We start from the raw sequence: 13,575 nt of genomic DNA, 5'->3' as shown, positions 1-13,575 counted from the left end.
CAGGTGCATGTCGTCCTTGCCGGCGGAGGAACCGCCGGGCACATCGAGCCCGCTCTGGCCTTGGCGGACGCGCTGCGCCGCCAGAACCCGAACGTGGGTATCACGGCGCTCGGCACGGCCAAGGGCCTGGAGACCAAGCTCGTTCCCGCTCGCGGCTACGAACTGGCGTTGATCCCGGCCGTGCCGTTGCCGCGCAAGCCCACGCCCGAGCTGATGACCGTGCCCGGCCGGCTGCGCGGCACGATCCGCGAGGCCGCGGCCGTGCTGGAGCGCACCCAGGCGTCCTGCCTGGTCGGCTTCGGCGGCTACGTCGCGCTGCCGGGCTACCTGGCGGCCAAACGCCAGGGTGTGCCGACCGTGGTGCACGAGGCCAACGCCCGTCCGGGCCTGGCCAACAAGATCGGTGCCCGCTACACCCGATTCGTCGCGGTGAGCACGCCGGACAGCAAGCTGCGCGGGGCCCGCTACATCGGCATCCCGCTGCGGCGCGCGATCGCCACCCTGGACCGCAACGCGCTGCGCGACGAGGCCAGGGCGACGTTCGGCCTGGACCCGATGCGGCCCACGCTGCTCGTGTTCGGCGGCTCGCAGGGCGCCCGGCGGCTGAACGAGACGCTGGCCGCGACCGCCCGGCAACTGCTCGCCGAGGGGGTCCAGGTGCTGCACGCGGCCGGCCCCAACAACGAGCTGAAGATCGACTCGCCGCCCGGTGGACCGGCCTACGTCGTGGTGCCCTACCTCGACCGGATGGACCTGGCCTACGCGGCGGCCGACATGGTGCTGTGCCGGGCCGGCGCGATGACCTGCGCCGAGCTGGCCGCGGTCGGGCTGCCCGCGGCCTACGTACCGCTGCCCATCGGCAACGGCGAGCAGCGGCTGAACGCCCAGCCGGTGGTCAAGGCGGGCGGCGGTCTGCTGGTGGACGACGCCGACCTGACCCCCGACTGGATCCGCTCCTCGGTGCTGCCGGTGCTCACCGACGCGCGTCGCCTGCACGACATGGGCAAGGCCGCGGCCGAGTTCGGTCGGCGCGACGCCGACGAGGAACTGGTCCGGATGGTCCACGAGGCGATCGCCGCCGCGCGGTTGCCCCAGTAGCCGCCGGCCCGAGGAGCGTCCTTGCCCGACACGAAGGAGCGCGCGCCGGCGCGCCCGGCCAGGCCCGGCCGTCCAGCGCCGCGGCGGCGCTGGACCAATCTGCGCCCGCTCCTCGTCCTGGTGGTGCTCGTGGTGCTCGCGGGTGCCGGGTGGGGGATCGTCTACCACTCGCCGCTGTTGGACGCCCGGACGGTGTCTGTCGGCGGGCCGGTCGTGCTGCCCAGGGACCAGGTCGCCAAGGTCGCCGCGGTGCCGGTCGGCGAGCCGCTGGCCGGGATCGACCTCGACGCGATCCGGGCCCGGGTGGCCGCGATCCCGCGCGTGGCCTCGGTCCACGTGGAACGCGACTGGCCGCACACGGTGCGGATCACGGTCCGCGAACGCACCACCGCCCTGGTGGTGCCGGACGCGGACCGCTACGCGGAGATCGACAAGGACGGCGTACGGTTCGGTACGGTGGACGCCGCGCCCGCCGGGGTGCCGATCGTCAAGGTCGACGCCAACACGGTGAGTCGGGAAACGCTACGGGGGGTGGTCCAGGTGGTTTCGGCGCTGCCGCCGCCGATCGCCCAGCGGGTACGGGACATCACCGCCCGGACGCGCGACGACATCGTGCTGGTGCTGGACAAGGGCGAGACCGTGTCGTGGGGCGGGCCGGAGGCGTCGGATCGCAAGGCGCTCGTGCTCGCGGTGCTGTTGACACGGCCGGCGAAGTTCTACGACGTCAGCGCGCCCGACGCGCCGGTGACCCGAACCCAACCGTTTCCCTCGCTCGCGCCGCCGGCGCCCGCGCAGTCGTTGGCTCCGGGGGCGTCCGGCGCGGCGGTTTCGACCCCGAGCACGCCGTGACCGGGGACGGAAGCACTCGGCCACTGCGATAAAACAATAGGGACAGGTTCGGCGTGTTCGTTGAACCGCGTCCGATGGGGACCTAGTGTCGGCCTAGCCCCAGGTTGACAAAGCAGTTATCCGCACTGTTCGGATCGGCGGCGTTCGATGCGAACGGGGCTGACTCTATACCTGAGGGTGAGGGTTTTGGTGGCTCGCGGAAATCGCGTCCCGACCTCCCCAAGTCGGCAAATGTCGGCATGCCGGAACCACGGCACGCCGACCGGAACTCGAGGCGAGAGGCCTTCGACGTGGCAGCACCCCAGAACTACCTCGCAGTCATCAAGGTGGTCGGTATCGGCGGTGGCGGGGTCAACGCCATCAACCGGATGATCGAGGTCGGTCTCAAGGGCGTCGAGTTCATCGCGATCAACACCGACGCCCAAGCCCTCCTCATGAGCGATGCCGACGTCAAGCTCGACGTCGGCCGCGAACTCACCCGCGGCCTGGGGGCCGGGGCGAATCCCGATGTCGGGCGCAAGGCCGCCGAGGACCACCGCGAGGAGATCGAGGAGGTCCTCAAGGGGGCCGACATGGTCTTCGTCACGGCGGGCGAGGGCGGCGGCACCGGCACCGGCGGCGCCCCCGTGGTGGCCAACATCGCCCGCTCGCTCGGCGCGCTCACCATCGGCGTGGTCACGCGCCCGTTCACCTTCGAGGGACGGCGCCGCGCGAACCAGGCCGAGGACGGCATCGCGCAGCTGCGCGACGAGGTCGACACGCTGATCGTGATCCCCAACGACCGACTGCTGTCCATCTCCGACCGGCAGGTCAGCGTCCTGGACGCGTTCCGCTCGGCCGACCAGGTGCTGCTGTCCGGTGTCCAGGGCATCACCGACCTGATCACCACGCCCGGCCTGATCAACCTCGACTTCGCCGACGTCAAGTCGGTGATGTCGGAGGCGGGTTCGGCGCTGATGGGCATCGGCTCGGCGCGCGGCGACGATCGCGCGGTGGCGGCGGCCGAGATGGCCATCTCCAGCCCGCTCCTGGAGGCGTCGATCGACGGCGCCCGGGGCGTGCTGCTGTCCATCTCCGGCGGCTCCGACCTCGGTCTGTTCGAGATCAACGAGGCCGCGCAGCTGGTCAGCGAGGCCGCGCACCCCGAGGCCAACATCATCTTCGGCGCGGTGATCGACGACGCGCTCGGCGACGAGGTCCGGGTCACCGTGATCGCGGCCGGCTTCGACGGCGGACAACCGCCGTCCAAGAGCGAGTTGGGCAAGCCGGCGGTGGCGCCTCCGCCGCCCACCCGCCCCGAGCCGACCGGTCGCCAGGGCGGCTCGGGCATCGGGCAGGGTGTGCTCAACGACCCGCCGCAGACGACCTACCAGACCCCGACCACGCCGGGCCCGCGCACCCCGCTGGTGCCGGAACCGATCAAAGACGATCTGGATCTCGACATCCCGCCGTTCATGAAGTAGAAGAAAAACATCGCCGGCAGTCGGCGACGCAAGAGTTCGAAACAATTCGACACGACCACGAGGTGGCCCGAACGTGTTCACGCGAAGGGCCGCTTCCGGCGGCGCCCGTTTCGCCTTCACCGATCGGTGGGGCGGCACGGGCGCCGCGCCGTATGACGAGTTGAACCTCGGCGACCACGTGGGCGACGACCCGGAGGTGGTGTCCGCCAACCGGGCGCGCACCGCCGAGGCGTTGGGCCTGTCGGCCGATCGGGTGGTGTGGATGAACCAGGTGCACGGCGACACGGTGGCCGTGCTGACCGGTCCGAGCGCCGAGCCGGTGCCCGGCACCGACGCCGTGGTCACCGCGACCCGCGGCCTCGCGCTGGCGGTGCTGGTCGCCGACTGCACCCCGGTACTGCTCGCCGATCCGCACGCCGGCGTGATCGGCGCCGCGCACGCGGGCCGCCCGGGGCTGGCCGCCGGCGTGGTGCCCGCCACGATCGAGGCGATGCGCGGCCTCGGCGCCGACCCGGAGCGGATCGAGGCGTGGACCGGACCGGCCGTCTGCGGCGCCTGCTACGAGGTTCCCGAGGCGATGTGCGACGAAGTGTCCGCACTCGTCCCCGCGGCCCGCGCACGCACCCGCCAGGGCACGTCCGGGCTCGATATACCGGCCGGAGTGTGGGCGCAACTCGCCGCGCAGGGGGTCGTGTCGGGTGAGAAATCGCACATCTGCACGCGCGAGTCGGCCGACCATTTCTCCTATCGGCGCGATCGCGCCACGGGTCGGATCGCCGGCTACGTGTGGCTCGCCGAGGACTGACCCCGCTCGGGCGCGGCGGGCCGGCGTCGGCGACGATGGGCCCATGGACACGCCCGATTCAGCGACCGCCACGACCGCCCGCCGGCGGGCCGAGCTAGCCGCCAACCTGGCCGACGTCCGGGCCCGGATCGCCGCCGCGTGCACCGCGGCCGGCCGCTCGCCCGAGGACGTCACCCTCGTCGTGGTGACCAAGACCCACCCCGCGAGCGACGTGCGCCTGCTCGCCGAACTCGGCGTCCGCGACGTCGGCGAGAACCGCGACCAGGAGGCCGCGCCGAAGGCGGCGGCCACGAAGGACCTCGACCTCCGTTGGCACTATGTCGGCCAGTTGCAGACCAACAAGGCCAAATCGGTGGCCGGTTACGCCGATGTGGTGCACTCGCTCGACCGGATTCGACTCGCCCACGCGCTGTCCGCGGCGGCCGAGCGGCAACAACGTTCGATCACCGCGCTGTTGCAGGTCAGCCTGGACGAAGACCCCGCCCGCGGTGGGGTGTCCGCGACCGACCTGGCCGAACTCGCCGACGCCGTGGCCGAGGCACCGCGGCTGACCCTCGGCGGAGTGATGGCGGTGGCCCCGCTCGGCGTCGAACCCGCCCGCGCGTTCGCCCGGTTGCGAGAAATCGCAACCCGCCTACGCGAAGCCCATCCGGCTGCGAACATGGTTTCCGCGGGGATGAGCAACGACCTCGAAGCGGCCATCGAGGCCGGGGCGACACATGTACGCATCGGTACTGCGGTGCTCGGAGTCCGGCCCTCCCTCCGGTAGCGTCGCCGTGAAGTGGATCGCACGACCCACGGTGACCTCAGCCGATCCACCGTGAGACCGGAGGAAGCGGAACATGGCCGGCGCAATGCGCAAGATGGCGGTCTACCTCGGCCTCGTGGAGGACGATGTCTACGAGTATGACGATTACGATGAGGACGACATCGGCCAGGACGGCCGCGACCGGGTCGAGCGCACCGATCGTCGCGAGGAGCGACGGGACGAGCGTCGTGAGGAGCCACGTGAAGTACGCGAACCGCGTGGGGAATCGCGGGAACGTCGCGACGATCCCGTTCGTGGAGCTACTGCCCTCCGCGAAGCGGGGGCCCTTCGCGACGAAGGCCGCCTCGAAGAACACCGCGCAACAGTGTCCGCCATGCCCGAACGCCGTCCCGAGAGCAGCACACCGGTGACCGTACACAAAGTCGTCAGCGAACGTGAGCCCTACCGCATCACGACGCTGCACCCGCGTACCTACAACGAAGCCCGCACGATCGGCGAGCACTTTCGCGAGAGCACGCCCGTGATCATGAACCTGACCGAAATGGAGGACACCGACGCCAAGCGCCTGGTGGACTTCGCCGCGGGGCTCGTGTTCGGCCTGCACGGCAGCATCGAACGGGTCACCCAAAAAGTCTTCCTCCTATCGCCTGCTAACGTCGATGTGACAGCCGAGGACAAGGCCCGCATCGCCGAGGGCGGGTTCTTCAATCAGAGCTGAGGTGTGCGAAAACTGAGGCTAGGTGCGGTCCTGACCAGAGGGACGGCACACGAGGGGGCAGGTAAATGAGCATCGCGCTGGAGATCATCCGCATCGTGCTCTACTGCTTTTTGATCGTGTTGTTCTTCCGCTTGGTGATGGACTACGTGTTCCAGTTCGCGCGGTCGTACGAGCCGCGCGGGGCCATGGTGGTACTGCTGGAGGCGACGTACTCCATCACCGATCCACCGTTGAAGTTGCTGCGCAGGTTCATTCCTCCGCTGCGCCTCGGGGGTGTAGCACTCGACCTGTCCTTCTTCGTACTGATGATCATCGTCTACATCCTGATCTCCGTCGTGGGCAGGCTGTAAGCGGTACCGTCTGTCCGATGCCGACGATCACGCTGAGGTGAAGAGATGCCGTTGACCCCCGAAGACGTGCGTAACAAGCAGTTCACGACCGTCCGTCTCCGCGAGGGCTATGACGAGGACGAGGTCGATGCGTTCCTCGATGAGGTCGAGGGCGAACTGACCCGACTTCTCCGGGAAAACGAGGATCTGCGAGCGAAACTCGCGGCGGCGACCAGGGCCGCCGCGCAGAGTCAGCAGCAGGCCCAGCAGCGCAAGGAGCGCGAACGCCCCGACGCACCCGTCCCGGCAGCCATATCCGGGCCGACCCCGGTTCCCCCGCCGCCCCAGATGGGTGGCCCGCAGGGAATGCAGGGCGGCCAGCACCCGATGCAGGGCGGCCCGCAGCAGCTCGGTCCCGGTGGACCGCAGCAGCACCCGATGGGGGGACCGCAGCAGCTCGGTCCCGGCATGAGCGGTCAGCACCAGCTCCAGGGTCCGCCGCAGCACCAGCTGCAGGGCGGCCCCGGCATGCAGAGCGGCCAGCACCAGCTGCCCGGTCAGCAGCAGCACCAACTGCAGCCCGGTCAGCACCAATTGCAGGGCGGCCCCGGCATGGGCGGTCCCGGCATGAGCGGCCAGCACCAGCTCCAGGGTCCGCCGCAGCACCAGCAGCAGTTGCAGCAGCACCAGCTGCAGGGCGGCCCGCCGCAGCTCGGTCCGGGTGGACCGCAGCAGCAGATGGGCAACCCCGGTGGCGACAGCGCCGCCCGAGTGCTCGCGCTGGCGCAGCAGACGGCCGACCAGGCGATCGCCGAGGCCCGCTCCGAGGCGAACAAGATAGTGGGCGAGGCGCGCACCCGGGCCGAGGGCATGGAGCGCGACGCGCGGTCCAAGGCCGACGCCCTGGAGCGTGACGCACAGGAGAAGCACCGCGTCGCGATGGGTTCGCTGGAGAGCGCCCGCGCCACGCTCGAGCGCAAGGTCGACGACCTGCGCGCGTTCGAGCGCGAGTACCGCACGCGGCTGAAGTCGTACCTGGAGAGCCAGCTTCGTCAGCTGGAGTCGCAGGCCGACGACTCGCTCGCGCCGCCGCGGACCCCGGCCACGGCCTCGCTGCCGCCGGCCATGTCGTCCGCGCCGGTACCGATGTCGCAGTCGATGGCTCCGTCCATGGGCCAGTCGATGTCCCAGCCGTCGTCGATGTCGCCGGCCATGACGCCGTCGATCGGGCAGCAGATGAGCCCGGCGATGACGCAGCAGATGTCGCCGGTGCGTCCGCAGGCTCCGCAGCCTCAGCAGATGCAGCAGCCGTCGCCGATGCGCGGGTTCCTGATCGACGAGGACCCCGACAACTGACCGGCCACTGAGCGTCGGTCGGTCATCCGAGAAGCGCCCGCCCCCTCCGGGGGGACGGGCGCTTCTCGGGTTCCCGGTCCGGGTACGGCCCGGGCGGGGCGACCCGAGTCACCCCGCCCGGCCGGTCAGACCTTGCGCAGCCAGAACCGCAGACCGAGCGCGGGGTCGCCGTGCTCGAACAACTCCTCGTCTTCCGGGGAGCCCTGGGTGAACTGCGTCGCCAGCACCTCCTCGGCGACCTGGCCGCCGTGCGCGAGCAGCGCCGACGTGGTCTCCTCCGACTCGTCCGCGGCCCACCACACCAGGATCCGGTCGGACACCTCCAGGCCGCTGTTCTTGCGCGCCTCCTGGATCAGCCGGACCACGTCCCGGGCCAGACCCGCGAGCCGCAGCTCGGGGGTGATGGTCAGGTCGAGCGCCACGGTCGCGCCGTCCTGGCCGGCCACCGTCCAGCCCTCGCGCGGGGTTTCGGTGACGATGACCTCCTCGGCCACCACCTCCACCGGCTCGCCCTCGACCTCGACCACCGCGGTGCCCGAGGCGCGCAGCGCCGCCGCCAGGGCCGCGGCGTCGGCCGCCGCGATCGCGCCCGCCACCACCGGGGTGCGCTTGGCGAACCGCTTGCCCAGGGCCCGGAAGTTGCCCTTCGCGCTGTACTCGACCAGGTCGCCACCCGCCTCGGACAGCGCCGCCACCGAGACCACGTTCAGCTCCTCGGCGATCTGCGCGCGCAGTTCGTCAGACAACTCGTCCCAGCCGCTCGCGCCGATCAGCGCCCGGCCCAGCGGCTGCCGGGTCTTGACGCCGGAGTCCGCCCGGGTGGCCCGGCCCAACTCGACCAGGCGCCGCACCAGCGCCATCTGCCGCCCCAGTTCGGGCTGTACGAGGGCCGCGTCCGTGCTCGGCCAGGTCGCCATGTGCACCGACTCGGGGGCGTCGGCGGTGACCGGGCGCACCAGGTCCTGCCAGACCCGCTCGGTGATGAACGGCACCAGCGGCGCCATCAGCTTCGTCACCGTGACCAACGCCTCGTGCAGCGTGGCCAGCGCGGCCGGGTCCGCGTTCCAGAACCGCCGCCGGGACCGGCGCACGTACCAGTTCGACAGGTCGTCCACGAACGCGGTGAGCGCCTTGCCCGCGCGCTGCGTGTCGTACGCCTCCAGGGCCGCGTCCACGTCGCCCACGAGGGTGTTCAGCTCGGACAGCAGCCACCGGTCGAGCAGCGGGCGGTCGGCCGGGGCCGGGTCGCTCGCGCTCGGCGTCCAGCCGCCGGTGCGCGCGTACAGGGCCTGGAAGCTGACCGTGTTCCAGTAGGTCAGCAGCGTCTTGCGGACCACCTCCTGGATGGTGCCGTGCCCGACCCGGCGGGCCGACCACGGCGAGCCGCCCGCGGCCATGAACCAGCGCACCGCGTCGGCGCCGTGCCGGTCCATCAGCGGGATCGGCTCCAGGATGTTGCCCAGGTGCTTGGACATCTTGCGGCCGTCCTCGGCCAGGATGTGCCCCAGGCAGACCACGTTCTCGTAGGACGACCTGTCGAACACCAGCGTGCCGACCGCCATCAGCGTGTAGAACCAGCCGCGGGTCTGGTCGATCGCCTCGGAGATGAACTGCGCCGGGTAGGACTGCTCGAACAACTCGCGGTTGCGGTACGGGTAGCCGAACTGGGCGAACGGCATCGACCCCGAGTCGTACCAGGCGTCGATCACCTCGGGTACCCGGGTCGCCTGCTCGCCGCACGCGGTGCCGTCGGCGGCCTTGGCCGGGCAGCCGAAGACGACCTCGTCGATGTACGGCCGGTGCGGGTCCAGGCCCGACAGGTCGCGCCCGGTCAGCTCGGAGAGTTCGGCCAGCGAGCCGGCGCAGGTCAGGTGACCCTCCTCGCACCGCCAGATGGGCAGCGGGGTGCCCCAGAAGCGGTTGCGCGAGAGCGCCCAGTCGATGTTGTTGTTCAACCAGTCGCCGTAGCGGCCCCACTTGACCGTGTCCGGGTGCCAGTTGGTCCGCTCGTTCTCGCGAAGCAGCGCGTCCTTGACCGCGGTGGTGCGCACGTACCAGGACGGCTGCGCGTAGTAGAGCAGCGCGGTGTGGCAGCGCCAGCAGTGCGGGTAGCTGTGCTCGTACTCCAGGTGCCGGAACAGCAGCCCGCGGGCCCGCAGATCGGCCACCAGGGCCTCGTCGGCCTTCTTGAAGAACTGTCCGCCGACCAGCGGCAGCTCGGCCTCGAAGGTGCCGTCGGGGCGCACCGGGTTGACCACCGGCAGGCCGTACGCGCGGCAGGTCTCCAGGTCGTCCGCGCCGAACGCGGGCGCCTGGTGCACGACGCCGGAGCCGTCCTCGGTGGTGACGTACTCCGCGAGCACCACGAAGTTCGCGTCCTCCAGCGGCAGCAGGTCGAACGGGCGCCGGTAGGCCCACCGTTCCATCTCCCGGCCGGTGAAGCGCTCACCGGTGGCCGCCCAGCCCTCGCCGAGCGCCTTCGCCAGGAGCGGCTCGGCGACCACGAGGCGTTCCTCGCCGTCGGTGGCCACCACGTAGGTCACGTCGGGATGCACCGCGGCGGCGGTGTTGGACACCAGCGTCCACGGCGTGGTCGTCCACACGAGCAGCGCCGCCTGCCCGGCCAGCGGCCCGGAGGTGAGCGGGAAGCGCACGTAGACCGAGGGGTCGACGACCGTCTCGTAGCCCTGCGCCAGTTCGTGGTCGGACAGCCCGGTGCCGCAGCGCGGACACCACGGCGCGACCCGGTAGTCCTGGGTCAGCAGGCCCTTGTCGAAGATCTGCTTGAGCGACCACCAGACCGACTCGACGTACTCCGGGTCCATCGTCCGGTATGCCTTGGACATGTCGACCCAGTAGCCCATCCGGGTGGTCAGTTCCTCGAACGCGCCCACGTGCGTCATCACCGACTCGCGGCACTTCGCGTTGAACTCGGCGATCCCGTAGCGCTCGATGTCCGGCTTGCCGGAGAAGCCCAACTGCTTCTCCACGGCCAGCTCGACGGGCAGGCCGTGGCAGTCCCACCCGGCCTTGCGCGGCACGTTGTAGCCGCGCATCGTGCGGTAGCGCGGGAACACGTCCTTGAACACGCGCGCCTCGATGTGGTGCGCCCCCGGCATGCCGTTGGCCGTCGGCGGGCCCTCGTAGAAGACCCAGCGGGGGCCGTCGGCGTTCTGCGCGAGGGAGCGCTCGAAGATGTCGTTGTCCCGCCAGAACGCGAGGACCTCGTGCTCCATGGCGGGCAGGTCGACCTGCGCCGGTACCGGGCGGTACATGTGGCTTCCTTCCGCGGGCTGTGATGCGTGCCTACCGAAGGGACGAGACGGCCGTCGGCCGATCCCGCGGTACCACCCTTCTTGGCCGCGCGCCGCCCGATCCGCCTACCGTGCCCGGGCGGGCACAACCCTCTCGTCTGCGCGAGGGTCGGTTCTACGGGTCGCTCCGCATCCGGACCGACCTTTCCTCCGACAGCTCCGGGGTGATCTTCACCTCGCGCACACCCCCGGGCTCACACCGTCCCCGGGTCGCTGGCGGCTGCGTGCGACGCTACTCGTCCCCATCGACACCGTCTCGCTCTGCGGATTGTACGACCCGCGCGGGCCCTCGCGCCTCCGAGTTCACCCGCCCCCAGGTGCATAACGATCCGCTCGGGAACCGGTAACGAACGGGACACGTAGAAGAGGGATAAGCGTGGTTGCGTCTGGGCACAACCGATTTACGTCGCCGCCCCGGCGCACTCTGTGACGGGACGGCGCGTCCGGTTGTCCGGGGCGACCCATCCCTAAGTGAAACAAGGGGGCCGTGAACATGACGGATACAGAGAAGGCGAGTGGCGGGCGGACGCGTCGTGCGACCACGACGGCCGCGCCGCGAGCCTCGGTACGGGGAGGAACGGGACGCACCGTGAAGGCACCTGCACACGTGACCACCTCGACCGCGACGCTCCCGACACCGCCGAGCGGGTTCCATGAGCCGACGATGTACATCGTCCGGCCGGGGGAGGACCCCTGGGACGACGCGGAGCTGCGCGAGGTGCGGGAGGGGCTGATCGAGACCGCGCACGAGCTGCGCGCCGAGATCGCCGTGTCGGAGAACGGCATCGCCGATCTGCTGCGCGACTCGGGGGAGGGTGCGGGCGACGATCAGGCGGACACCGGGACCAAGAACTTCGAGCGCGAGCACGAGATGTCCCTGACCAACAACGCGCGTGGCATGCTGCTCCAGTCGGAGAAGGCGCTGCGGCGCCTCGCCGACGGGACATACGGGGCCTGCGAGTCGTGTGGTTCGGCCATCGGCAAGGCGCGCCTGCAGGCGTTCCCGCGTGCGACCCTGTGTGTGACCTGCAAGCAGCGCGAAGAGCGCCGGTAGCCGCCGCGGCCGCCGGCGGCGCGTCCGAGGACTGGAGCACGCCATCGGCACCGGAGCGGAACGACGGGAAGACGCGGAGTCGCAGGCCCCCGCGGGGGAGCCGGACACCGGGGCGACCGGGGGCGGGGCGGACGGCGACGAGCCGACCGCGCCCGCCGGTTCGCGTACCCGTCGCTACATCCTGGTCCTGCTCGGGGTCGCGGCCGTCGCCTACGCCCTGGACCTGATCAGCAAGCTGATCGTGGTGAAGAAGCTCGAATACCACGCCCCGATCGACATCCTCGGCGACTGGCTCCAGTTCCGGGCCACCCGCAACGCGGGCGCGGCGTTCGGCATGGGCCAGGGGCTGACCATCGTGCTCACGGTGATCGCCAGCGCGGTGATCGTGGTGATCCTGCGGCTGGCCCGCAAGCTGAACAGCCTGCCCTGGGCGATCGCTCTGGGCCTGCTGCTCGGCGGTGCGCTCGGCAACCTCACCGACCGGATCTTCCGCTCGCCCAGCGTGTTCGAGGGCCACGTGGTGGACTTCATCGCGCCCAAGCACTTCGCGATCTTCAACCTGGCGGATTCGGCGATCGTGGTGGGTGGCTGCCTGATCGTGCTGCTGTCGTTCCTGGGTCTGCAGCCGGACGGTACGCGGGAGGGTGACGACGAGGGCGCGGACGGGGGCGCGGACGAGGCGACGCCAGGGGACGGGGACGAGCGCGCGGACGCGGAGGCCGGGAACGGGGTCGTCGATCCGCCTGCCGGGGCCACTCGGGCGCCCGCGAAGGCGTCCTCCGGGACCGCCGAGCGGGCCGCCGGGGACCGGGACGGCGACCACGCCGTCGAGTCCGGTCCGGATGCCGGGCATACTCGTATCTCGTGACTGTCAATCCCGGCTCCCCCGAAATCCGCACGCTTCCCGTTCCCGACGGCCTCGAAGGCGAGCGGGTCGATGCCGCGCTCTCGCGGATGTTCGGCTTCTCGCGCACCAAGGCGGCCGAGCTGGCCGCCGCCGGGAAGGTGCAGCTCGACGGCCGGGCGGCGGGCAAGTCCGACCGGGTGGTCGGCGGAGCCTGGATCGAGGTCGAGATGCCGGGCGCGCCCCGGCCGGTGCAGCTCGTCGCCGAACCCGTGCCCGGCATGCGGATCGTGCACGACGACGACCACATCGTGGTGATCGACAAGCCGATCGGCGTCGCCGCGCACCCCAGCCCCGGCTGGACCGGCACCACCGTGGTCGGCGGCCTCGCGGCGGCCGGCTACCGGATCTCCACCTCCGGCGCGGCCGAGCGCCAGGGCGTGGTGCACCGCCTGGACGTGGGCACCTCGGGGCTGATGGTGGTGGCCAAGTCGGAGCGCGCCTACACGCTGCTCAAGCAGCAGTTCCGCGACCGCACGGTGGACAAGCGCTACCACGCGCTGGTCCAGGGCCACCCGGACCCGCACACCGGCACCGTCGACGCGCCGATCGACCGGCACCCCACGCACGACTACAAGTGGGCCGTGGTGATGGGCGGCAAGCCCAGCGTCACGCACTACGACACGATCGAGGCGTTCCGCGCCGCGAGTCTGCTGTCGATCAAGCTGGAGACCGGGCGCACCCACCAGATCCGGGTGCACATGGCGGCGCTGCGGCACCCGTGCGTGGGCGACCTGACCTACGGCGCCGACCCGACGCTGTCCAAGCGGCTGGGCCTGGAGCGGCAGTGGCTGCACGCGGTGAGCCTGGCCTTCGAGCACCCCGGCGACGGCACGTGGGTGCAGTACGAGAGCGGCTACCCGGCCGACCTGACCGCGACCCTGGAGCGGGTCACCGACAGGTGAGGCAATTGCCC

At 71.1% G+C, this 13,575-nt stretch carries 11 protein-coding genes and 1 pseudogene; 11 read left to right on the top strand and 1 reads right to left on the bottom strand.

Going from position 1 to position 13,575, the window contains the following annotated elements; translation table 11 throughout:
• Nucleotides 1-3: 3 nt before the first annotated feature.
• The 8 genes from murG (at nucleotide 4) to ACMXN5_RS08710 (ending at nucleotide 7,387) form a co-directional block, all read left to right on the top strand.
• Nucleotides 4-1,098, top strand: a complete 1,095-nt coding sequence (gene murG / locus ACMXN5_RS08745) for an undecaprenyldiphospho-muramoylpentapeptide beta-N-acetylglucosaminyltransferase (RefSeq protein WP_439677975.1) — start codon at nucleotides 4-6, stop codon at nucleotides 1,096-1,098.
• A 21-nt stretch (nucleotides 1,099-1,119) separates the two neighbouring features.
• Nucleotides 1,120-1,947, top strand: coding sequence for a cell division protein FtsQ/DivIB (locus ACMXN5_RS08740; protein WP_439674763.1), 828 nt, complete (start codon nucleotides 1,120-1,122; stop codon nucleotides 1,945-1,947).
• Between the two features lie 290 nt (nucleotides 1,948-2,237).
• Complete coding sequence (gene ftsZ / locus ACMXN5_RS08735; protein WP_439674762.1) at nucleotides 2,238-3,410, top strand: cell division protein FtsZ; 1,173 nt, start codon at nucleotides 2,238-2,240, stop codon at nucleotides 3,408-3,410.
• 73 nt (nucleotides 3,411-3,483) lie between these two features.
• The gene (pgeF, locus tag ACMXN5_RS08730; RefSeq protein WP_439674761.1) at nucleotides 3,484-4,215 is read left to right on the top strand and encodes a peptidoglycan editing factor PgeF; all 732 of its coding nucleotides are present in this window, start codon (nucleotides 3,484-3,486) and stop codon (nucleotides 4,213-4,215) included.
• A gap of 43 nt (nucleotides 4,216-4,258) precedes the next feature.
• Nucleotides 4,259-4,984: a YggS family pyridoxal phosphate-dependent enzyme gene (locus tag ACMXN5_RS08725; protein WP_126638292.1), complete on the top strand. Its 726-nt coding sequence runs from the start codon at nucleotides 4,259-4,261 to the stop codon at nucleotides 4,982-4,984.
• 73 nt (nucleotides 4,985-5,057) lie between these two features.
• Nucleotides 5,058-5,702 carry a cell division protein SepF gene (locus tag ACMXN5_RS08720; protein WP_078977600.1) on the top strand — a complete coding sequence of 215 codons (645 nt, stop codon included), beginning with the start codon at nucleotides 5,058-5,060 and terminating at the stop codon, nucleotides 5,700-5,702.
• Nucleotides 5,703-5,767: 65 nt separating this feature from the next.
• Nucleotides 5,768-6,052 carry a YggT family protein gene (locus ACMXN5_RS08715; protein ID WP_020552920.1) on the top strand — a complete coding sequence of 95 codons (285 nt, stop codon included), beginning with the start codon at nucleotides 5,768-5,770 and terminating at the stop codon, nucleotides 6,050-6,052.
• 45 nt (nucleotides 6,053-6,097) lie between these two features.
• Nucleotides 6,098-7,387: a DivIVA domain-containing protein gene (locus ACMXN5_RS08710; protein WP_439674760.1), complete on the top strand. Its 1,290-nt coding sequence runs from the start codon at nucleotides 6,098-6,100 to the stop codon at nucleotides 7,385-7,387.
• Nucleotides 7,388-7,512: 125 nt separating this feature from the next.
• Here ACMXN5_RS08710 and ileS read toward each other — a convergent pair whose 3' ends face one another.
• Nucleotides 7,513-10,662: an isoleucine--tRNA ligase gene (gene ileS / locus ACMXN5_RS08705; protein WP_439674759.1), complete on the bottom strand. Its 3,150-nt coding sequence runs from the start codon at nucleotides 10,660-10,662 to the stop codon at nucleotides 7,513-7,515.
• Nucleotides 10,663-11,290: 628 nt separating this feature from the next.
• Here ileS and ACMXN5_RS08700 point away from each other — a divergent pair.
• From ACMXN5_RS08700 to ACMXN5_RS08690, 3 genes and pseudogenes are all read left to right on the top strand, one after another.
• Nucleotides 11,291-11,755: a TraR/DksA family transcriptional regulator gene (locus ACMXN5_RS08700; RefSeq protein ID WP_246126764.1), complete on the top strand. Its 465-nt coding sequence runs from the start codon at nucleotides 11,291-11,293 to the stop codon at nucleotides 11,753-11,755.
• A gap of 31 nt (nucleotides 11,756-11,786) precedes the next feature.
• Nucleotides 11,787-12,404, top strand: a pseudogene (gene lspA, locus ACMXN5_RS08695) (signal peptidase II); the annotation flags it as partial.
• A gap of 215 nt (nucleotides 12,405-12,619) precedes the next feature.
• Entirely contained in the window at nucleotides 12,620-13,564 is a 945-nt protein-coding gene (locus tag ACMXN5_RS08690; protein WP_439674758.1) for an RluA family pseudouridine synthase, read from the top strand.
• The last annotated feature ends 11 nt before the right edge of the window (nucleotides 13,565-13,575 follow it).

It is taken from the genome of Embleya australiensis, assembly GCF_051903075.1.
GTDB lineage: Bacteria > Actinomycetota > Actinomycetes > Streptomycetales > Streptomycetaceae > Embleya.
The sequence above is the reverse complement of the archived record's forward strand: the minus strand, read 5'-3'. Positions and strand labels throughout refer to the sequence as shown.

Excerpts from the sequence above, each read along its gene's own strand:
- ileS (WP_439674759.1), bottom strand. The coding sequence starts at position 10,662 with ATGTACCGCCCGGTACCGGCGCAGGTCGACCTGCCCGCCATGGAGCAC.
- ACMXN5_RS08720 (WP_078977600.1), top strand. The coding sequence starts at position 5,058 with ATGGCCGGCGCAATGCGCAAGATGGCGGTCTACCTCGGCCTCGTGGAG.
- ACMXN5_RS08725 (WP_126638292.1), top strand. The coding sequence starts at position 4,259 with ATGGACACGCCCGATTCAGCGACCGCCACGACCGCCCGCCGGCGGGCC.
- ACMXN5_RS08710 (WP_439674760.1), top strand. The coding sequence starts at position 6,098 with ATGCCGTTGACCCCCGAAGACGTGCGTAACAAGCAGTTCACGACCGTC.
- ACMXN5_RS08715 (WP_020552920.1), top strand. The coding sequence starts at position 5,768 with ATGAGCATCGCGCTGGAGATCATCCGCATCGTGCTCTACTGCTTTTTG.